Raw genomic sequence first — 22227 nt, forward strand, 5'->3', positions numbered from 1 at the left:
TTTACTGGTGCCTGTTTCAGACTGAAGGTTGAACTTTATTGGTGTGCCAGTTATTCACGAAAGGGATATCTTAATGTTAAATGTCAATTCTGATAAATCGAATGATGGACTTCTGACAGCTTATTCAAGTCAGAATAACCGGGTTGGTAGTCCATCCAGAGGAACTGATAGTTCACCCAAAAAGCATCTCTGTGATTCTGATTCCAGTGGCGTTTCGATCAGCAAAACGCCTTTAGCCAAACGTCACTGTTGTTTTTCTGTTTCAGATCCGACTCCCCTCAACCGCGAAGAACTGGGGGGTAAGGGAATGTTTTTGTGGCGCATGAAAAAAGCCGGTTTGTCTGTTCCGCCATTTCAATGTGTGACAGCCCGGATCATGAACGCGCTTGAGCAACACTCTCTGGATACCGGGCTTTTAGCCCGCTATCTGCCAATGATTGAATATGAACTTGAAGCAGAGAAAGAGATCAGCCTGACGAACATCAGGGCATGCCTCAATGCCTTGCCACCTTCACAGCAGACCAAAAGGAATAACTGGCTGGCGGGTCTGGCAGAATTTATTGCCAGCGAAGACTATTATCAACAGGTTAAAGATTCTGAAGCGGCCGGAAAAATCAGGGGGCTGCACAGTCAGGTGGGCGGACTCTCTGCATCACAGCCCATGATTGTTCGCAGTTCCGGCATCAATGAAGATAATTACGGCGACGCTCAGGCGGGCAAATACCTCTCTTTAGTTCAGGGAGAAGAGGATATTTTGCGAACCTGTCTTAAGGTCATGGCTTCAGCTTACCGGCCTGAAGTCTGCTCCGAAGGTATACCGCAACCTATGGCCCTGATCATCCAACAGTGCATTGACTGTCGATACGGCGGAGTCGCCATGAGCTTTCAATCTTTCCAGAATAATACCCTCAGGGCAGAGTTTACATCGGGTCAACCCAGAGGCGTAGTGGCAGGGCAGACCGGTAACACGCCCCACCGCATCGACATTTATCGCAAGGATCACGAAGAAGAAGCTGTCAGTTATCAATACTTTCCCGGGACGATCTCAAGTCATTTTGTCTTGCACAAGAACAATAACGGCTATTCGGAAACAATAACTGATAATGTTGATGCTCAATCATGCGACGGTGGACTGCAACTCACGGATGCAACGGTTTCAGAACTCATGGAGGCGGTGATAAAGCTGGAAAACCTGTTGCTTTGCCCTGTGGATGTGGAGTTTGCCGTTGATCATCAGGGGCGCCTGTTCCTCCTGCAGGTACGCCCTGTTACCGGGCTCGCTGGCGACATGGTTTTTGCCATGCCCATACCCGAAGAGACCCTGGCCATTGGCGACAGCATCAGTGAAGGCTATTGCACCGGTCCCCTCTGGCGGGCTGAAAAAAGAGCAAAAGACGCTATGCCACAAGGCGCCATTGTCGTCGCCGACCACGCTGAAGACTGGATGCTTGAGCCAGAGTTCCTGAAGCAAGTGAGGGGGTTTGTCTTTGCCAAAGCAGGATTCAATGATCATGTAGCGATCCTCATGAAACAGCAAAAAATAAGCCTGATGCGGGCTAATGATCAGTGTCCGGTATTTGCTACTGACAATGGCCAACAGACGACACTGGCCTGCGGTCGCTTTAAAGGCAAGCCCGGAGCCTTTATTGTTGCCGGTGACATGACAGAAAAGCTGGTCAGTCACAGAAGCCTGGCCAGTGTTTTTTCTGATCAGCCCCTGGCGAACGCAATTCCGTCCTGGGAGGATTTATCAATTCCTGAGGGCAAGTTCTGTCATGTCGGCAGTGGATTCAAATGGCTAACGGATCAAAATGCCAGGCTTTTGGCATTTTTTGCCTCCGGTGGTGGACTGGATTGCCTGGCAAACCCGGTAAAACTGAGCATGTCGCCAGATCGCTTAAAACTATTGGCACAGACCAGAGATAGCGTGAAACGGCTGATTCATGGATCTGAAGAACTGTTAGCTGGATACAAGGCATTTCTGGGGCTGGCTCTAAAAAGTCGACCATACCTGACCATGTCATTGCGGGATGAATTACCGCAACTGAGGAAACGGTTCAAGACGCTGCAACAGACCATAGGATCAGGGTTAGATAATATTATCCTGCCAATCCAGGCCGCTGAAGAAGGGGATGTATCCCCGAGAATCCTGAGTCAGTGGGTGGCAGATTGCCATCAGCTGCAATCCTGTCTTCAGGCACTGGACCCTGAGCAGGCTGAACAGGTCCGGAGTGTCCATGAGCTTATTTTTGCCTTGCATCGACGTTTCGTAGAGGCTCTGGCCCCCGTCACTCTGGCTTCTGTTCAGGGCAAGATATCTAGAAAAGAGCACATCACCTATTTTGATTTTACCACTCCGGGCGGAGAGTTATCGCTATTGGGACTGTCAGGCAAAGCATCCATGGAAAGGTTGAGGCTTTCAGGGACTGTCATCAGTATGGATGAAGCCTTGATTGTTAACCTCGAGTTAGGATGTCACCTGGCTCTTATCGAGCTGCTTGAGAATGCAGAGGGAGGTAAAGGACGAACTCTGCGGCTGAAATTTTCTGACCAATTCAATATATCTGATGGTGTTGGAAAAACCGGCAGGTTTATTCGTGTATGGTTTCTGGTGCAGTTACTGAAAGCAATCGGGCTGAACAAAGATGCCGATAGCATGCATGTGAATGGCAATGCTGTAGCAGGTGAAATCACTGTTGAATGCACGGGAATAGCATCACGTGAAACCATGCAGCATGCCTTTGAAAAACTGATCATTGTGTTAGGTTCAATGGCTGAACTGGATCAAAAGTTTCGGAAAAGGGTTATTTTTGAAGGAGGCCAGTGGGACTTTAGCTTGCTTGTAGAACGGCTTAATCGAGATGTTGCGACAGAAGCCGATAGATTCGCCTTTCAACATTGCCTTTTCTTAATGTTTTACAAACAAGGTTGGTGCATCACTCCGGCTTGCCGGGGGTTATTGAGCAATCAGTTTCAACGTTTTACTGAACATGCACAGCGGTTAGGTGAGTGCACGCGGGCAATTTTTTGGCGACGAAAATCGGAGGACATTCTGCGGGAAATGTTAATGAGTGATGAGATCGCTGAGGACACTCGCTGGGAACTCCTGCATCATTTTTTATTGGTCGACTTCAGTTACGCCACTCGATTGGTTGAACGTCTGTATGGCCTGGAAAATCAATACTTTGTGATCAAGCCATCCTGCAGTTACAGATTGGAGTTTTATGCTCCACCGGGACAGCCGTCCGGGGATCATAAAGAAAAGGTCAGGAATGCCCTGCTCATGCATGGGTTGATGTATGCCAGCCAACGGGTTCTGAATGATAAAGAACTTGTATTAGCCGCCATTGCAAAACATCCCGAACAACTGAAATACGTGAATGAAGAACTGAGGGATGATACTGATGTCGTCATGGCATCAGTCACTCGAGATGGCAATCAGCTGCAATATGCCAGTCCAGAACTTAAGAATAATGTCAGGGTGGTAATGGCGGCTGTCGAACAATATCCAGAGGCTCTGAGGTATGTCAGTGAAAAAATGCGAAGCAATCAAAATATTATTAAAATCGCAATGGCTAATGATATTCAATACTCAGAATATGCCAGTGAAAGTGTATTGAGTGATCGCGATTTTATGCTGGACTTAATTGCAAAAAATCATCGAGCTTTCAAATATGTTGCTTTTGAGCTTAAACAGGATAAGGATTTTATTGAGGCAGCAAGACACAGAAACCCCAAAGTTATTAAATACATCAGGAAACTTTCGGATAAGGTCTGATTGGCTCTGAAAACGTTGACTGGTTCAAATCGTCTTGCCACACCTTATTGCCGCTTTCCTGTTGTGCTCTTCAGCCTGAGTGGTGAACTTCGTAAAAATATCATTGTCAAAAGTACCAAACGTTTTATGCCATAGCGATTAAGTCATGGATGAATAAGAACCTGAGAGGGATATTTTGATGTTACCTCCTGCTACAGACATACCAGGTCCCAGTGGCCTGACAACTGTTCCTGATCAGGATAATGAGGCTAAGCATTCACACAAAAGGCATTTCAGTGATCTTCATCCCGGTGACGTTCCGGACCGGACGCCGCTAGCCAAGCGCACCTGCCGTTCAGCTGTCTCAGATCAGGCTGCTGACCGTTCATCCGCCAAACGGGAAGAATTTGGGGGCAAGGGAATGTTTTTGCAGCGCATGATGAGCGCCGGTCTGTCTGTTCCACCGTTCCGATGTGTGACAGTCCGGGTCATGAATGCGCTTGCACAATACCCTCTGGACAAACACCCTCTGGATAGCCATCTTTCAGGCCGCTATCTCCCCGGGATTGACCGTGAACTGGATGCCGGGATCAGCCTGAAGAACATCCGGGAATACCTTAGTGCCATGCCGCCCTCAGAGCAAACCAAAAGGAATGACTGGCTGGCGGGTCTGGCACAATTTGTAGCCAGTGATGATTATTACCAACAGGTTAAAGATTCTGAAGCAGCCCAAAATATCAGGGATCTGCGCACCGAGCTGGACAGACTCACCAGATCGCAGCCCGTAATTGTCCGCAGTTCTGGCGTCAATGAAGATAATTACGGCGATGCCCAGGCGGGCAAATACCTCTCTTTAGTTCAGGGAGAAGAGGATATTTTGCGAACCTGCCTTAAGGTCATGGCTTCAGCTTACCAACCTGAAGTTTGCGCCGAAGCTATACCACAACCTATGGCGCTGATCATCCAACAGTGCATTGACTGCGAATATGGTGGTGTCGCCATGAGCTTTCAATCTTATCTGGATAATACCGTCAGGCTTGAGTATACACAGGGTCAGCCCAGAGGCGTGGTGGCAGGGCGGTCCGGTAACAGGCCTCACCGCATTGATATTTATCGCGGGGGTGTTAAAGAAGAAACTGACAGCTACCAATACTTTCCCGGGACCATCTCCAGTCACTTTATCCTGCACAGGAACAAGGATGATAACGGCTATTCGGAAACAAGAATTGATGATGCCAATCCGCAATCAAAGGTCACTGGGCATTCACTCACTGATGACAGGGTTTCAAAACTCAGGGAGGCGGTAACAGAGCTGGAAAACCTGTTGCTCTGCCCCGTGGATGTGGAGTTTGCTATCGATCATCAGGGACAGCTATTCCTGTTGCAGGTACGCCCTGTTACCCGACTCTCCGGCGACATGGTTTTTGCCATGCCCATACCCGAAGAGACCCTGGCCACTGGCGAGAGCGTCAGCGAAGGTTATTGCACCGGCCCCATCTGGCTGGCCAAAAAACCAGAGGCAGACGCTATGCCGTTCGGAGCTATTGTCGTGGCCCCGCACGCTGAAGACTGGATGCTTGAGCCTGAGTTCCTGAAGCGAGCAGGGGGTTTTGTCTTTGCCGAAGGAGGATTCAATGACCATGTAGCGATCCTCATGAAACAGAAAAAAATAGCTTTAATGCTTGCCGGTAAAAAGTATGCGTCAGTAGTCAATCATAATGGGCAGCAGGCGACACTGGCCTGTGCCTGCTTTAACGGTGAGCCCGGTGCTTTCATCGTCAGCGGTGACATGACCGGTAAACTGGCCAGTTACAGAAGCCTGCCTTCTGCTGCTTCTGATGTGCCGATAGCAAAAGCCGTCCCCTCACGGGATGATTTGTCTCCCCCTGAAGGCACATTCTCTCAGGTGGCCAGCGGTTTTAAATGGCTAACGGATCAAAATGCCCGGCTGTTGGCATTTTTTGCCACCGGCGGCGGACTGGATTGTCTGGCAAACCCAATCAAACTGAGTATTTCGCCGCAGCGATCAAAGCTATTGTCAGAGACCAGGGACAGCATAAATCGCCTGATTTGTGGGGCGGAAGCCTTGCTGGAGGGGTACCGGGCCATCCTGCGGCTGGCGGATGACGGTGATTCATCTCAGCTCAAGTCAATCTGGGAAGAATCACAGCAATTGATCGACCGCTTCGGGACGCTGAAACAGATTATCTGGTCAAGGCTAGAGGGTATCATCCTGCCCCTGCAATCCGTTGAAGAAGGCCTGGTACCTGCCGGAACTTTTCGCCAGTGGCTGGCCGCCTGCCATCAGCTACAATCCTGTCTTCAAGAACTCAACCCCGGGAAGGCTGAGCAGGTTCGAAGTGTCCATGAATTGATTTTTGCCCTGCATCAGCGCTTTGTAGAGGCAATGGCGCCGGTCGCTCTGGCTTCGGGTCAGGGCCGGATATCCAGGAAAAAGGACATCACCTATGTTGATTGCAGGACTCCGGGTGGCGACGATGAAATGGGACAGCTATTGAGCTACCCCTGCAAAGCATCCCTCAAAAAATCAAAGCGTTCAGCGACGGTTGTCAGTATGGATGATGCTTTGATTGTTAACCTTGAGTTAGGACATCACATGGGCATCATCGAGATGCTTGAACACGCAGAGGGGGGGAAAGGACGTACCTTGAGACTAAAATTTTCTGACCAATTTGTCAGGGCTGATGGCAGTGATGCCCCCGGCAAATTGAAACGTATGTGGTTCCTGGCGCATTTGCTGAAAGTGATCGAACTGGATAAACACGCTGGTAGCATGAAGCTAAGTTGCAATGCCATAGCAGGTGAAATGATTGTTGAATGCCCGCGAATGGAATCACGTGAAATCATGCAGGATGCCTTTGTAAAGTTGATAACGGCGTTACGTGTCATTAAGAATCTGGATATGGACTTAAAGTCGACAGCCATCTTTGAAGGAGATCAGTGGAGCTTTAACTTGTTAGTACAACGCCTTGATAGCGATGTTGCGGCTGAAGCCGACAGATTTGCTTTTCAACATTGCCTGTTCTTAATGGTTTATGGCATTGGGGATTGGATTACTCAGGATTGCTTCCGGTTATTAAAACGGTTATTGAGCCAACAGCAAAAAAAGTTTATTCATCATAGTCGACGGTTAGCTCAATCAAAGGACAATCTTCGGGAAGTGTTAATGAGTGACAGGATCGCTGAGGACAACCGCAGGGAACTCTTACAGCATCTTTTATTGTTAGAGCCCAATAAGGCTACTCCATTATACGAGGATGTATATAGCCTGAGAGATCAATACTTTGTTATCGATCCATCCCTCAGTTACAGCCAGAATTTTGAGGTTCCAGCGGTTCAGTCGCCTGGGGATCAAACGGAAAAGATTAAAAATGTCTTGCGCAAGCGAGGACTGAAATATGCCAGCCAACGGGTTCGAAATGATAAAGATCTGGTATTAGCGGCCATTGCCGTACATCCATACAATCTCGAGTACGTGAGTGAAGAACTGAAGAATGACAGAGAAGTCATCCTATCCTGTATTCAGGCACTCTATCCCATGAAGACTGGAGAGGTCCTGAGTGTCAATGGCCTGATGCTTGCGTTGTACGAGTGCCTGGTAAAGTCCCGGGCACCAGATACTCCGGTCTCGGCTCAGGGCATGCTGGCCATGGACGAGGGCGTGATCTATGTTGACTGTACGACAACGGATGGCTCGGGTGAAAAAGCACCGGTATTGAGTTCGTCCTGCAGGGCAGGTCTGAGAGAGTTAAGGCTTCTTAAAGGGACTGTCATCCGTATGGATAATACCCTGACTGTTAATTTGGATTTAGAAGATACCAAGAGCCTTATCGAGCTACTTGAAAACGCAGAGGGGGGAAAAGGGCGGACCTTGCGGCTGATATTTTCTGAGGAATTTTATGCCACTAATGGCAGTGATGCACCCGGCAAGTTGAAACGTATGTGGTTTCTGGCGCAGTTATTGAAAGCGATCGAACTGGATAAATATGCTGATAGCATGAAGCTGAGTTGCAACGCTGCAGCGGGAGAAATGATCGTCGAATGCTCCCGATTGACATCACCTGAAATCATGCAGGATGCCTTTTTAAAGCTGATAACGGCGTTAGATGTCATTTATGATCTGGATGAGTTTTTAGAGCTAAGAAGCATTTTTGAAGAAGATCTGTGGAGCTTTAACTTGCTTGCACAACGCCTTGATAGCGATTTTTCGGCAGAAGCCAATAGATTCGTTTTTCAACATTGCCTTTTCTTAATGGTTGATAGTCACAGAAATGGCATTAATCCCGGTTGCTACCAGTTATTAAACAGTCATCAACAAGACTTTATTGATCATAGTCGACGGCTCATTAATTCGAAGGACAATCTTCGGGAAGTATTGATGAGTGATAAAAACGCTGAGGACATCGGCAAGGAGCTGCTGCATCATTTTTTATTGTTACATCCCGGTAAGGCTATGGGATGGGTTGATCTTGTGTATCCTGATTTGAAAGATCAATACTACGTGATCAAGCCGTCCTATCTTTACAGCCTGGAGTTTTATTTTCCACCGGCGCAGTCGCTTGGGGATCACGAAGAAAAGATCAGGAGTGTCTTGCTCAGGGGAGGATTGAAATATGCCAGCCAACGGATTCGAAATGATAAAGACCTTGCATTAGCAGCCATTTCATCAAACCCCTATAATCTGATACATTTGAGTGAAGAACTGAAGAGTGATAACGAGGTCGTTCTGGCTGCAGTCACCCAAGAAGGCTATCAACTGCGATACGCCAGCCCGAAACCACAGGATAATGAAGAAGTTGTAATGGCCGCTATCAAAAATTATCCGGCAGCCCTCAGATATGCCAGTGAAAGAATCCGAAGCGATAAAAACATAATTAAAACCTTAGTGGCTATCAATTTTAATATCTTGAGATATGCCAATAAAACGCTATTGAAGGATCGTGACTATATGCTGGACTTGATTGAACAGGATTCTGATGTTTTCAATTTTGTTGCTTTCGAATTTGAAGATGGTGAGGATTTTATTGAGGCAGCAATACAAAGAAACCCCGACGTTCGTGAATACGTCGAGTAATCTGCGAATAAGGTCTGATCAATTCTGACATCGTTGACCGGCACAAGCCGTTTTGCCAGCTTATTGGCTTTTTTTCTAATGCGTGCTTTTGGCCGACGGTTGAACTTTATAAAAATATCAATGTCCAAGGACAGTAATTAATTGACTCATCAGCTATTGGGTCACAGGTGAACATTAAGTACTCAACCATACGAAATCATATTTTCTGACTTATTGTTCAGGCACTCTGACTGCGTTGCAACTCTGGTCACATAGCTTGCTATGTTCCCGTCGTTGCGCCTTGCAGAGCACCTGCCCAATAAGCCAGAAATATTCGATTCCGCATGGCTGAGTACTTATGAGAGGGATGTCTAATGAATCATGTTACTTTCAGAGCATCGTGTCCTGAAAGCCTGACAACCAATCTTGATCAGAATACCGGAGCAGGTACTCGATCCAATGAGGCTGGTCATCCAGCCAGAAGGTATTTCGATAATCTTGATACCCGTGGTACCCCCGACTCAAGCTTGCTGGTCAGGCGCAACTGTCATTCAGCTGTTTCAGATCAGGCTGCTGACCATTCTCCCTGCAAACGAGAACTACTCGGGGGCAAGGGGATGTTTTTGTGGCGCATGAAAGCAGCCGGTCTGTCTGTTCCGCCCTTCGAATGTGTTACTGTTCAAATCATGAATGCACTGGAACAACACCCTCTCGATACCCATGTTTTAGACCACTATTTCCCCGGGTTTGTTGATGAACCGCTGACGGAGATCAGCCTGAAGAACATCCGGGAATACCTCAATACCTTAGCGCCTTCAGAGCAAACCAAGAGGGATGACTGGCTGTCAGGTATGGCAGAATTTATTGCCAGTGATGACTTTTACGAACAGGTTAAAGATTCTGAAGCGGCCCGAAAAATCAGTGAGCTGCACCGTCAGGTGGACCGACTCTCTGCATCACAGCCCGTGATTGTCCGCAGTTCCGGCATCAACGAAGATAACTACGGCGATGCCCAGGCGGGCAAATACCTCTCTGTCGTTCAGGCAGAAGGCGATGTTTTAAGTACCTGTCTCAAGGTCATGGCCTCAGGTTATCGGCCTGAAGTCTGTCCCGAAGGCATACCACAACCCATGGCGCTGATCATCCAACAGTGTATTGACTGTCGATATGGTGGCGTCGTCATGAGCTTTCAATCCTTTCAGGATGATACCGTCAGGGTTGAGTACACACCAGGTCAACCCAGAGGTGTGGTAGCAGGGCAGTCCGGTAACAGGCCCCACCGCATTGATATTTATCGCAAGGATCGTAAAGAAGAAGCTGACAGCTATCAATACTTTGTCGGCACGATCTCAAGTCATTTCGTCCTGCAAAAGAAGAATAACGGCTATTCGGAAGTAGCAATTGATAATGCTGGTGCTCAATCAGACGACGGCGGACAGAAACTCAGTGATGAAACGGTTTCAGAACTCATGGAAGCGGTGACAACGCTGGAAGACCTGTTGCTCTGCCCCGTGGATTTGGAGTTTGCCATCGATCATCAGGGTCAACTTTTCCTGTTACAGGTGCGTCCTGTTACCCGACTTTCTGGTGGTATGGATTTTGCCATGCCTGTACCCGAAGAGACTCTTGCCATTGGCGAGGGTGTCAGCGAAGGCTTTTGCACCGGACCCCTCTGGCTGGCCAAACAACAAGAGGCCGACTCTATGCCACAGGGAGCCATTGTCGTGGCCCACCATGCTGAAGACTGGATGCTGAAGCCTGAGTTTCTGGAGCGGGCGGGAGGTTTTTTCATGGCTGAAGGAGGATTCAATGATCATGTAGCGATCCTCATGAAACAGAGAGGAAAAACGTTAATGCTGGCCGGTGAAAAGTTTGCGGCTGTTGTGGCCGCCGGGGATGGCCAACAGGCGACGCTGGCCTGTGCCCGCTTTAAGGGTAAGCCGGGTGCCTTTATTGTTTCCGGTGACCTTACCGGAAAACTGGCCAGTTATAGAAGCCTGACCTCTGCTTTTTCTGATGTGCAGTCACACAAAGCCGTCCCGTCACGGGATGATTTGTCCCCCCCTGAAGGCACTTTCCTTAAGGTTGCCAGCGGTTTTCAGTGGCTCACGGATCAAAATGCCCGGCTGCTGTCGTTTTTTGCCTCCGGCAGCGGTTTGGATTGTCTGGCAAACCCGATAAAACTGAGCATGTCGCCGCAACGACCCAAGATTCTGGAAGAGATCAAAGACACCACAAAACAGTTGGTTTACGGGGCTGAAAAACTGCTTGATGGGTACAGAGCATTCTTGTCGCTGGCGGGTAACAGCGATTCACCTCAACTCAAATCACTGCAGGAAGAATTACCGCAACTGAGCAACCGGTTCGAAACACTGAAACGGATCATCCGATCAGGGTTAGAGCGTTTCATCCTGCCAATGCAGACTACTGAAAAAGGACAGGTATCCCCGGTAATTTTTAGTCAATGGGTGACAGACTGCCATCAGTTGCAATCCTGTCTTCAGGCACTCAACCCGGCTGAGGCTAAGCAGGTCCGGAGTGTCCATGAGCTTATTTTTGCCCTGCATCAGCGCTTCATAAAAGGGCTGGGACCGGTCACTTCGGCCTCGGGTCAGGGCAAACTGACCAGGAAAAGGGCAATCAACTATGTTGATTGCACGATCCCGGGTGAAAAAACACCGATATTGAGTCCGTCCCTCAGAGCACTTATGGAAGAGTTAAGGCTTATAGGGACTGTCATCATTATGAATGAAGCCTCGATTGTTAACCTGGATCTTGGAAGTCATGTGGGCCTTATCGAGCTGCTTGAGTGTGCAGAGGGGGGGAAAGGTCGAACCTTGCGGCTGACATTTTCCGATCAATTTGACAGGCCTGAGGACCGTGATAAATCTGGCAAGTTCAGACGTATGTGGTTTCTGGCGCAATTACTGAAAGAGATCAAACTGGATCAAAATGCTGATAGCATGAAGCTAAGTTGCAACGCAGTAGCGGGTGAGATTATTGTCGAATGCTCCCGAATGAAATTACCTGGAACCATGCAGAATGCCTTTCAAAAGCTGATCATTGTGTTACGTGCTATGTATAATATGGACATTCGGTTGAAGTGCTCACCCATTTTTGAAGGCGGTCAGTGGGACTTTAACTTGCTTGCACAACGTCTTGATTGTGATGTTGCGACAGACGCGGATAGATTCGCTTTTCAACATTGCCTTTTCGTAATGTTTTATTGGCTCAGGGGTGGTCGCTACACTACTGCCGCTTTCTGCAGTTTATTGAGCAACCACCACCAACAGCTTATCCATCATGCCCGGCGGTTAGGCGCGTATCAGTGGTCATTGTTTTTTAATAGAGAACCCGAAGAGAGTCTGCAGGACATCTTTATGACTGAAGAGATGAGTGAGGACATCCGCAGGGAGCTGTTACATCATTTTTTATTATTCGAACCTAAAAGTGCTACCAGATGGGTTGAGCAAGTGTATGACCTGGGAAATCAATACTTTGTTATTAAGCCATCGTTCAGTCACGAATTGGAGTTTTATGCGGCACCAGGCCAACCGCTTGGGGATCACAAAGAAAAGGTCAGGAATGCCCTGCTCAAACATGGATTGGAATATGCCAGCCAACCAGTCTGGAATGATAAAGACTTTGTATTACCCGTCATTTCAAAATATCCCATGGAACTGAGATATTTGAATGAGGTGCTGAGGAATGATAGAGATATCGTTATGGCCGCTGTCGCAGAATGTCCCACAGTTTTGTGTTATGCCAGTGAAGAGCTCCGAAGCGATAAAGACATTATTCAACTGGCAAATGGCAATGGCCGATAGTATTTCTCCCTTATTCTTTGCCAGCGAAACAAAGCAATCCCGAACTTCGTGAAAACTTCATGAACTTTATAAAAATATCAATGTCAAAGGGAAGTAATTAAGTGACTCATCAGCTATTGAGTCACAGATGAGCATTATGAGAGGGATGTCTAATGAATCATGTTACTGTCAGAGCATCATGTCCTGAAAGCCTGACAACCAATCCAAATCAGAATACCGCAGCTGGCACTCGATCCAATGAGGCAGGTCATCCAGCTAAAAGGTATTTCGATAATCTTGATATCAGTGGTACACCCGACCCAAGGTTGCTGGTCAAGCGCAGCTGTCATTCAGCTGTTTCAGATCAGGCTGCTTACCATTCTTCCTGCAAACGGGAACTGCTCGGGGGCAAGGGGATGTTTTTGTGGCGCATGAAAGCAGCCGGTCTGTCTGTTCCGCCCTTCGAATGTGTGACTGCTCAAATCATGAATGCGCTGGAACAACACCCTCTCGATACTCATCGGTTAGATCACTATTTGCCCGGGTTTGTTGCTGAACCGCTGGCTAAGACCAGCCTGAAGAACCTCCGGGAATACCTCAATACCCTGCCGCCTTCAGAGCAAACCAAAAGGGATGACTGGCTGTCAGGTATGGCAACATTTATTGCCAGTGATGACTTTTACGAACGGGTTAAAGATTCTGAAGCGGCCCGAAAAATCAGGGAACTTCACCGTCAGGTGGACCGACTCTCTGCATCACAGCCCGTTATTGTTCGCAGTTCTGGCATCAATGAAGATAACTACGGTGATGCCCAGGCGGGCAAATACCTCTCTGTCATTCAGGCAGAAGGCGATGTTTTCAGAACCTGTCTCAAGGTCATGGCCTCAGGTTACCGTCCTGAAGTCTGTCCCGAAGGCATACCGCAACCCATGGCGCTGATCATCCAACAGTGTATTGACTGTCGATATGGTGGAGTCATCATGAGCTTTCAATCCTTTCAGAATGATACCGTCAGGATTGAGTACACAAAGGGTCAGCCCAGAGGCGTAGTGGCAGGTCAGTCCGGTAATACGCCCCACCGTATCGATATTTATCACAAGGAAGGCGCTGAACACTTTCAATACTTTTCCGGCAAGGTTTCAAGTCACTTCGCCCTGCACAAAAACAATAACGGCTATTTGGAAACAGAAATTTATGATGCGGACGACCAATCAGACGACAGTGTTCATAAACTCAGTGATCATTTGGTGGTAAAACTCAGTCAGGCGGTGACGGAGTTGGAGAACCTGTTGCTTTGCCCCGTGGATGTGGAGTTTGCCATCGATCATCAGGGTAACTTGTTCCTGTTGCAGGTGCGCCCTGTTACCCGGCTTTCTGGCGGCATGGATTTTGCGATGCCGATACCCAAAAAGACCCTGACCGTTGGTCAGGGCGTCAGCGAAGGCCATTGCACCGGAACAATCTGGCAGGCTGAAGAACAAGCGGCGGACTCTATGCCAGAGGGTGCCATTGTTGTGGCCCAACACGCTGCAGACTGGATGCTTGAGCCAGAGTTCCTGAAGCGGGCAGGGGGGTTTGTCTTTGCCGAAGGAGGCTTCAACGATCATGTCGCGATCGTTATGAAACAGGAAGGAAAAACCTTGATGCTGGCCGGTGGACAGTTTGCGGTCGTGGCCGCTCAGGTTGGCCAACAGGCGACGCTCGCCTTTGCCCGCTTCAAAGGAAAGCCTGGCGCCTTTATTGTTGCCGGTGACCTTAGCGGTAAACTTGCCAGTCACAGAAGTCTGTCCTCTGCATTTTCTGATGTGCCGCTCACCGGAGCCGTCCCGTCACGGAGTGATTTGTCCCCCCCTGAAGGCACATTCCTTAATATCGCCAGCGGTTTTCAGTGGCTCACGGATCAAAATGCCCGTTTGTTGGCATTTTTTGCCTCCGGTGGCGGACTGGATTGTCTGGCAAATCCCATAAAACTGAGCATGTCGCCGCAACGGGCAGAGTTGCTGGCAGAGATCAGAGTCAGGGTAAATCAACTGGTTCAGGGGGCTGAAGCATTTCTGGATGGCTACCATGCATTCTTGCAGCTGGGGAGAAGCAGTGTCAGACCTTTGCAGGATGAAGCACAACAATTAATCAAACGGTTCAAGACACTCAAAGAGAGCGTCCTGTCAGGCCTGGAGGCTATTATGCTGCCCCTGAAAGCTGCTGAAAAAAGGCAGGGATCCTTCCGTCAGTGGGTTGCAGACTGTCAGCAACTACAATCCGTTCTGCAATCACTGCATCTTAAAGAGGCTGAGCAGGTCAGAAGTATTCATGAACTGATTTTTGCCTTGCATCAGCGTTTCGTAAACGCGCTGGCTCCGATTGCTCTGGATTCGGTTCAGGGCAGGGTATCGAGAGTAAAGAAAATCACCTATGTTGACTGCACGACCCCGAGTGACAAAGTATCGCTACTGAGGCCGTCCGACAGATCATCCATTGAAAATTCCGGGTCTACGGGGACTGTCTTCAGTATGGACAGTGCCACGATTGTTAACCTGAAGCTTGGCGTTCATCTGTGCCTTATCGAGCTACTGGAAAACGCAGAGGGGGGAAAAGGACGAACCTTGCGGCTTAAGTTTTCTGACCAATTTGATGGCAATGATGGTGTCGATGTCAGCGCCAAGTTAAAGCGTATGTGGTTTCTGGTGCAGTTGCTGAAAGCGATCGAACTGAATAAAAATGCTGGTGGTATGAAGGTAACTTGCAATGCCATAGCGGGTGAAATTGTCGTCGAATGCCCGCGAATGAAATTGCATCAAACCATGCAGCATGCCTTTGAAAAACTGATGATTGCGTTAGATTCCATGTATAATCTGGATAGACATTTAGAGGACTTACGTATTTTTGAAGGAGATCAGTGGGACTTCAACTTGCTTGCACAACGCCTTAATCGCGATGTTGCAACAGCAGCTGACAGATTTGCCTTTCAACATTGCCTTTTCTCAATGTTTTACTGCGGTGGGTTCAGGATTTCCAGCGAATGCTGCCAGTTATTAAGCAACCGACTGCAACAGTTTGTTCGCTGGGCCCAGCAGTTAGGTTCGTGTAATTCGTTAGTATTTCAGGGGAAAAAAACAGTAGATAGTCTGAGGGAGATGTTCTTGAATGATGAGATCGCTGAGGACATTCGCTGGGAGTTCTTACATCATTATGTATTGTTACATCCCAAATACGCTGTTCAAGTGGTTGAGTTGCTGTTTGGCTATAAAAACCACTACTTTGTGATCAATCCATCCTTCAGCTACAAACTGGAGTTTTATCTTCTACCGGTTCAGCCACTTTCAGTTAATAAAGAAAAGCTCAATAATGTCTTGCGAGAGCATGGGCCGGAATATGCCAGCGAACGGGCTAAAAATCATTACTCTGCTTATTTCTGGAGATAAGGTCTGATCTATTCTGAGAACCCTGATCAGTGAAAATATTGTCGTTTTTCCTGATTGCTGGATAGAACCGGGCTGAAGCAGACCGGAAATTTCCCTCGTTTTTTATCGATCATTTGAAAATACCTAAATATTCAGCGTTGCGACATCTCTCTTGGGGTGACATGGCATCTTTCTGCGTCATTAAGACTTTGCTGAACATTTTTGAGGTCAGACATGTCCAGAGGGTGTCGCAAAACTCTCTCCAGCGTGGGAACGAGTTGACTCCCGTCATTCCCGGCTTCATTCTCGTCATTCCCGGCTTCATTCTCGTCATTCCCGCGAAGGCGGGAATCCACACTGACTTACCACCAGAACCATACCGCCTGGTGCCCCCTGGCCTTATCATCCCCGAGAAGGCAGAGATCCACCGTTGGCGCTGGATTCCCGCCTTCGCGGGAATGACGACCCCAGAGCATGGGTACGAGTTGTTGGAGTTTTGCGATACCCTCGTCCAGAGTGAAGAGATCGATCAAGGCTGTATAAAAAGTCACTAAGAAATCATTGTTTCCTGCTTCACCTGTCGTTAGTCTTTACAGGCAGCTTCAATTTTTTTCGCACTATTTTTCGATAACACCATGCAGGAAACGAATCAATCCGTTCAGAGAAAAATTCTCCATGTTGATGCAGATGCCTTTTACTGCTCTGTAGAGGAGAGGGATGACCCCACGCTAAAAGGCAAGGCTTTTGCTGTGGGGGGTAAAGCTGAACGTCGAGGAGTGATTGCCACATGCAGTTATGCGGCGCGAAAGTCGGGCGTGCATTCTGCTATGGCGTCCTATCGTGCACTCAGGCTCTGTCCTGATCTGATTATTTTGCCAGCCCGGTTTGATGTCTATAAAGCCGCTTCACGGCAGATGCATGCCATTTTTCATCGTTACACTGAGATGATTGAGCCCTTGTCGCTGGATGAGGCCTATCTGGATGTTTCCCACTCCAGTCACTGCCAGGGCAGTGGCACGCTGATGGCCCGGGAGATTATGCAGTCTGTCCTGGAAGAGGTGGGGATTTCTGTCTCTGTGGGTGTGGCTCCAAACAAATTTCTGGCCAAGGTGGCATCCGACTGGAACAAGCCAAAAGGTCTTTGTGTGATCACGCCCGACCAGGTTCAGGATTTTGTTTTTGAATTACCGGTTGAGAAGATACACGGTGTCGGCAAGGTCACTGCTCAAAAGCTACATAGCAAAGGGATTATGACCTGTGGCATGTTGCGACAATACTCTCCGGTTGAGTTGTGTCGTTGGTTTGGCAGTTTCGGCGAGCGCCTCTGGGAGCTTGCCAGAGGCGAGGACAATCGTGCACTGGAGCTGGATAGAAGACGGAAGTCGTTATCTGTTGAGCACACTTTTGATGCAGATTTGCAGGACGAACAGTCGATACTGACTCAGGTAAAACCCCTGGTTGAGGATCTGTCGCGACGTTTTCAGGCAATCAGGAATGAATATTCGGTCACCAAGCGGTTTGTAAAAGTGAAGTTCAACGATTTCACCCAGACAACACTTGAGGAAATGATAGAGTCCGATGATCTGGCACCCGAGGCACACTTCCAGGCATTGCTGATTCGAGCCTGGCAAAGGGGGGATAAAGCTGTTCGTCTACTGGGTGTTGGCGTAAGGCTGCTGGATTTGAGAACCTCGGGGCAGATGCAGCAATTGGAGTTGTTTGAACGCAGGGGTGGAAGGATATAGTATGGCATCTCTCAATATTTAAACTCTGATAAGGTCCCATGGAGCTGAATCTGACAACTCCCGCCCTGTTGTTTCCGGCCATTTCTCTATTGTTCCTTGCCTATACCAACAAGTTTCTGGCGCTGGCTACATTGATCAGAAATCTTCACGGTGAGTTCAAGAAACATCCGGATAACCCTCACATCAAAGGGCAGATGGAAAACCTCAGGCGACGAATGATACTCATCAAACACATGCAGGGAGCTGGAATTGTCAGCTTTATCTGCTGTGTTCTGGTTATGTTTCTTCTTCACCTGGGTCAATATCAGGTGGGTTTTATCATTTTTGGTATAAGCCTGCTGGCTTTATTGATTTCCCTGATCATCTGTCTGGCCGAAATTAAAATTTCGATTGATGCGCTGGAACTTCAGGTAAGTGAGATGGAAGATTGAGCAGTTTATGGCTGCTCTTTCAATAACAGCTGCCCTGTCAATCCTGAAACCAGGCAGTAGGCGACAAAGAGATAGAATCCACAGTGCAGTTCTGCCTGAAAATTCAGCAGAGCGCTTTCCGACGCAGTGGCGTTGGCAGCCAGCATGGCAATGATGATCCCCATTGCGAACACGTCTGCCATAGACCATTTACCGAGCGCAGCGTTGACTTTAAGTGCAACTCTTCGTGATGGCGAGTGACAGGATGCCAGCAAGAGTAAGCTTTTGATAGCAGGTATCAGGACACTGAAGGTAAGAATCAGAATGGCGACAAATTTGTAGCCAAAATTCCAGAGGTCGCTGGCAGTGCCAAGAATGCTTCGGGTCTTGTCATAAACCCGGCTCTGGCCTTCCACCTTCAGATTAGAGAGAAACTGGTTGGCCATAGTCAGCAGTGCCGGGTGAATGGACTGTTGTTCCATAATTTTTTGACCTTCCTTGACCAGGGCCTGTCGGTTCATATCCGCCTGAAGTGTGATCATGGGTTGGGTGATTCCGGGAATCAATAAACCTAGTGAAATGATTAAAACAATCAGGGGGGCAGCAATACTGAAATTTCGGGGCTCAGTCATTTTTCTTGTGTCTTCTGGAAAGAGTTATCTTGTCACTAAAATAGTTGAGAAACCTGCAAAGAACAATGATATGCCAATGAGGGCAGTCCCCCTGCTATCAGGCTGATTCAAGGTGGTCAACAATCAACTGAAGGCTCTGTTGACCCCGAAACTCGTTAATGTCCAGTTTATAAACCGCTTTAACGGTTGTTATGTTCTGGTTTGGCCACTGCCCCGGGTCAATGTTGAAGGCAATGGCATCTACATAATATTCTGACGAAGGCAGCTTGAGCACCATTTTCAGATGTTTCTGGCCTACCAGCCGCTGCTGAATGATCTGAAACCGGCCATCGAATGAAGGTTCCGGGAAATTCTGTCCCCATGGCCCGCTATCGCGTAGCAGTTGAGCCGTATCCATTGTCAGCTCGGAGACACCCAGTTCGCCATCGGTATGGATCTCTGCTTCAAGCTGCTCAGCAGAGAGCTCCTGTTTTACAATCCGGTCAAAAGCAGCCGCGAACGTCTCGAAATCTTTTTTATAAATGCTCAGACCTGCTGCCATGGCATGACCGCCGAATTTGATGATGAGGCCGGGGTTTTCCCGGGCAACACTGTCCAGAGCGTCGCGCATGTGCAAACCTTTTATGGACCTTGCCGAACCTTTGATTTCGTCATTGTCGGCTTCTGCAAAGGCGATCACCGGGCGGTGTAATTTCTCTTTCACCCTTGAGGCCAGAATGCCTACCACACCCTGATGCCAGCCTTCGCGGAAAAGACTGACCCCCCAGGGCAAGTCGGAATGCTGATCCAGTTTCAGGCTGGACAAGTCGCTCATGGCCTCTACTTGCATTCCTGCTTCAATCTCTTTTCTGTCCCGGTTAAGACCGTCCAGCTCAGCAGCCAGTTCCCGTGCTGTCTCGATACGCTCTGTCAGTAATAATTCGATACCGGTGGACATGTCATCCAGGCGTCCCGCTGCATTGAGGCGAGGTCCCAGGGCAAATCCCAGGTCGGAAGAGGTCAGGCGTGACTGTTGTCGGCCTGAGATCTCAATCAGTGCCTGAATCCCCGGACGACAATGGCCAGCACGAATTCTTGCCAGACCCTGATAGGCGAGAATGCGATTGTTGGCGTCCAGACTGACAACGTCAGCAATGGTACCCAAGGCAACGAGATCCAGTAATTGAAAAGGGTTGAACTCGGTTTTTCCTGCAAACCAGCCCCGCCTGCGCAACTCGGTTCTCAGTGCGCACATGACGTAAAAAATAATGCCCACTCCGGCGGTATTTTTACCGATGAAAGGGCAGTCAGGCTGATTGGGGTTGACGATAGCGTCGGCTTGAGGAATCTGTTCGCCGGCCAGATGGTGATCCGTGACGATGACCTTCCAGCCCAGAGATTTTGCAGCTGCTACGCCTTCTATGCTGGAGATGCCATTGTCGACGGTGACCAGAACGTCAGGCTGATATTGTCTGGCGACCTGAACAATCTCCGGTGTCAGACCATAACCATATTCAAATCGGTTAGGCACCAGGTAATCCACTATTGCACCCATTTCTCTCATGGCCAGGACACCCAGCGCACTGCTGGTGGCTCCGTCACAATCAAAGTCTCCGACGATTAAAATACGTTGCTGGCCATAAACAGCGTCAGTCAGAAGACTGGCTGCTTTTTCAATATCCTTGAGACTTTTATAGCTCTGAAGACCCTTTAGCTGACGATTGATTTCCGAAGGGTGGCTGATGCCCCGGGCACTGTATATTCGGGCGAGAAGCGGGTCTATGCCATTAGTTAAAGAGAGAGGGGTGCTGGTGCGTCTAATGATCTGAAGCGGCATGGAAGTTCTGGGCTGTCTGCAGTAAAAAGTATCGGTTTACTCTATCACAGAGAGCGTCAGAGCACAGGAGGGTTATTGGCTAAATGAGAGCAGGCAGCTCAGGATAAGCTGCCTGCGGTAAGCTTTATTGTGCCAGATGATTCTGAATAAAGCTTTTCACAGCGTTCAGGTCGTCAGGCAGAACCTCATAACGCTCTTCACGTTCCAGAAGGTCCTTCAGATGATGTGGCAGCTCCGGGGCGTCCAGTCCGGCTTTTTCAATGGCTTCGGGAAACTTCACAGGGTGAGCGGTTGCCAGAACGACATTGGGAATACGGCTGTCCGTTTCAACTTCTGTCAGTGCTCTGATAGCGGTAATAGTATGAGGGTCGGCCAGGTATTCAGTGCGATCAAACAGGTCTTTGATGGCATTGCAGGTATCCTGGTCGGCACTACGACTGCTGTCGAACAACTCGCGGATTTTCTGCCAGCGCTGTTCTGAAACCGAGAGCTTGCCGGTTTCTTCAAAGGCTGCCATCTGTGCGGCAAGGGCCTGGCCATCACGATCCTGAAGGTCGAACAGCAGGCGCTCAAAGTTGCTTGACACCATAATATCCATACTGGGCGACAGGGTGTGTTCGAGGCCTTGTTTGCTGTAATCGTTGCTCTGGAAAAAGCGGTGCAGAATATCGTTACGGTTAGTTGCAACAATCAGCTTATTGATTGGCAGTCCCATACCCCGGGCGATGTAACCTGCGAAGATGTCACCGAAGTTGCCGGTGGGTACCGAGAAGGAAACCTCTCTGTCCGGGCCACCCAACTCCAATGCTGCATGGAAGTAGTATACGACCTGAGCCATGATGCGGGCCCAGTTGATGGAGTTGACAGCCACCAGGCGGGTCTTTTTTCCTGGCGAGTCTGGCAGGAAGGACTGATCGGCAAAGCACCGTTTGACCATCGCCTGACAGTCATCAAAGTTACCCTGAACAGCGATATTGTTGACGTTGTTGTCCAAAATAGTAGTCATTTGTCGTCTCTGGACTTCAGAGACTCTCTCGTAGGGGTGAAGGATGAAAATATCCAGCGCTTTACTGTGCCGACAGCCTTCGATAGCTGCCGAACCTGTGTCACCGGAGGTGGCACCCAGAACGACAGCACGTTCACCTCTTTCGGTAAGAGTGTAATCCAGTAATCGGCCAAGCAGTTGCAGGGCAAAATCTTTAAAAGCCAGGGTAGGGCCGTGGAACAGCTCCATGACCCACTGGTGACTTTTTAGTTGAGTTAGCGGTGCAACTGCTTCATGAGCAAAGGTTGCGTAGCTGTCATCAATCATTTCCTTCAGTTTGGGGTCAGGAATTTCACCTGCCACAAAAGGTTTAATCACTTCAAAGGCCAGTTCGTTGTAAGGCAGGCCCCTCAGTGAGCGGATTTTATCTTGATCAAACTGGGGCAGTTCGGCAGGGATGTACAAGCCACCGTCTTCGGCCAGACCGGCCAGAAGTACTTCCTTAAAACTCTTTTCTCCACCCTGTCCCCGGGTACTGATGTATTTCACGGTCTATTCCATCTATTGTTTATGAGTTCATGGCTGCTTTCCCATGAAGGGT

The 22227-nt window shown here is 48.7% G+C and carries 10 protein-coding genes; 7 read left to right on the plus strand and 3 right to left on the minus strand.

Going from position 1 to position 22227, the window contains the following annotated elements; translation table 11 throughout:
• The first annotated feature begins 73 nt into the window (after positions 1-73).
• The 7 genes from ACOJUO_RS18845 to ACOJUO_RS18875 all read left to right on the plus strand — a co-directional run bounded on the left by ACOJUO_RS18845 (position 74) and on the right by ACOJUO_RS18875 (position 18214).
• The gene (locus ACOJUO_RS18845; protein WP_422137807.1) at positions 74-3778 is read left to right on the plus strand and encodes a DUF4116 domain-containing protein; all 3705 of its coding nucleotides are present in this window, start codon (positions 74-76) and stop codon (positions 3776-3778) included.
• Between the two features lie 178 nt (positions 3779-3956).
• Positions 3957-8852, plus strand: coding sequence for a DUF4116 domain-containing protein (locus tag ACOJUO_RS18850; RefSeq protein WP_422137808.1), 4896 nt, complete (start codon positions 3957-3959; stop codon positions 8850-8852).
• A gap of 353 nt (positions 8853-9205) precedes the next feature.
• A complete protein-coding gene (locus tag ACOJUO_RS18855) occupies positions 9206-12658 on the plus strand; it encodes a PEP/pyruvate-binding domain-containing protein (protein ID WP_422137809.1) in 3453 nt (1150 codons plus the stop codon).
• Positions 12659-12810: 152 nt separating this feature from the next.
• Positions 12811-16059: a PEP/pyruvate-binding domain-containing protein gene (locus ACOJUO_RS18860; protein ID WP_422137810.1), complete on the plus strand. Its 3249-nt coding sequence runs from the start codon at positions 12811-12813 to the stop codon at positions 16057-16059.
• Between the two features lie 257 nt (positions 16060-16316).
• Positions 16317-16592 (plus strand): hypothetical protein, encoded by a 276-nt coding sequence (locus tag ACOJUO_RS18865; RefSeq protein WP_422137811.1) that lies wholly within the window; start codon positions 16317-16319, stop codon positions 16590-16592.
• A gap of 81 nt (positions 16593-16673) precedes the next feature.
• The gene (dinB, locus tag ACOJUO_RS18870; protein ID WP_422137812.1) at positions 16674-17783 is read left to right on the plus strand and encodes a DNA polymerase IV; all 1110 of its coding nucleotides are present in this window, start codon (positions 16674-16676) and stop codon (positions 17781-17783) included.
• A gap of 38 nt (positions 17784-17821) precedes the next feature.
• Positions 17822-18214: a DUF2721 domain-containing protein gene (locus ACOJUO_RS18875; protein WP_317141854.1), complete on the plus strand. Its 393-nt coding sequence runs from the start codon at positions 17822-17824 to the stop codon at positions 18212-18214.
• A gap of 5 nt (positions 18215-18219) precedes the next feature.
• On the opposite strand, the gene ACOJUO_RS18880 is transcribed toward ACOJUO_RS18875, so the two are convergent.
• From ACOJUO_RS18880 to thrC, 3 genes are all read right to left on the minus strand, one after another.
• Entirely contained in the window at positions 18220-18825 is a 606-nt protein-coding gene (locus ACOJUO_RS18880; protein ID WP_422133481.1) for a paraquat-inducible protein A, read from the minus strand.
• 97 nt (positions 18826-18922) lie between these two features.
• The gene (gene recJ, locus ACOJUO_RS18885) at positions 18923-20641 is read right to left on the minus strand and encodes a single-stranded-DNA-specific exonuclease RecJ (RefSeq protein WP_422137813.1); all 1719 of its coding nucleotides are present in this window, start codon (positions 20639-20641) and stop codon (positions 18923-18925) included.
• Between the two features lie 124 nt (positions 20642-20765).
• Positions 20766-22175 carry a threonine synthase gene (thrC, locus tag ACOJUO_RS18890; RefSeq protein ID WP_422137814.1) on the minus strand — a complete coding sequence of 470 codons (1410 nt, stop codon included), beginning with the start codon at positions 22173-22175 and terminating at the stop codon, positions 20766-20768.
• Positions 22176-22227 lie beyond the last annotated feature (52 nt).

This window comes from Endozoicomonas sp. ALC020, assembly GCF_049275935.1.
Taxonomy (GTDB): Bacteria; Pseudomonadota; Gammaproteobacteria; order Pseudomonadales; family Endozoicomonadaceae; genus Endozoicomonas_A.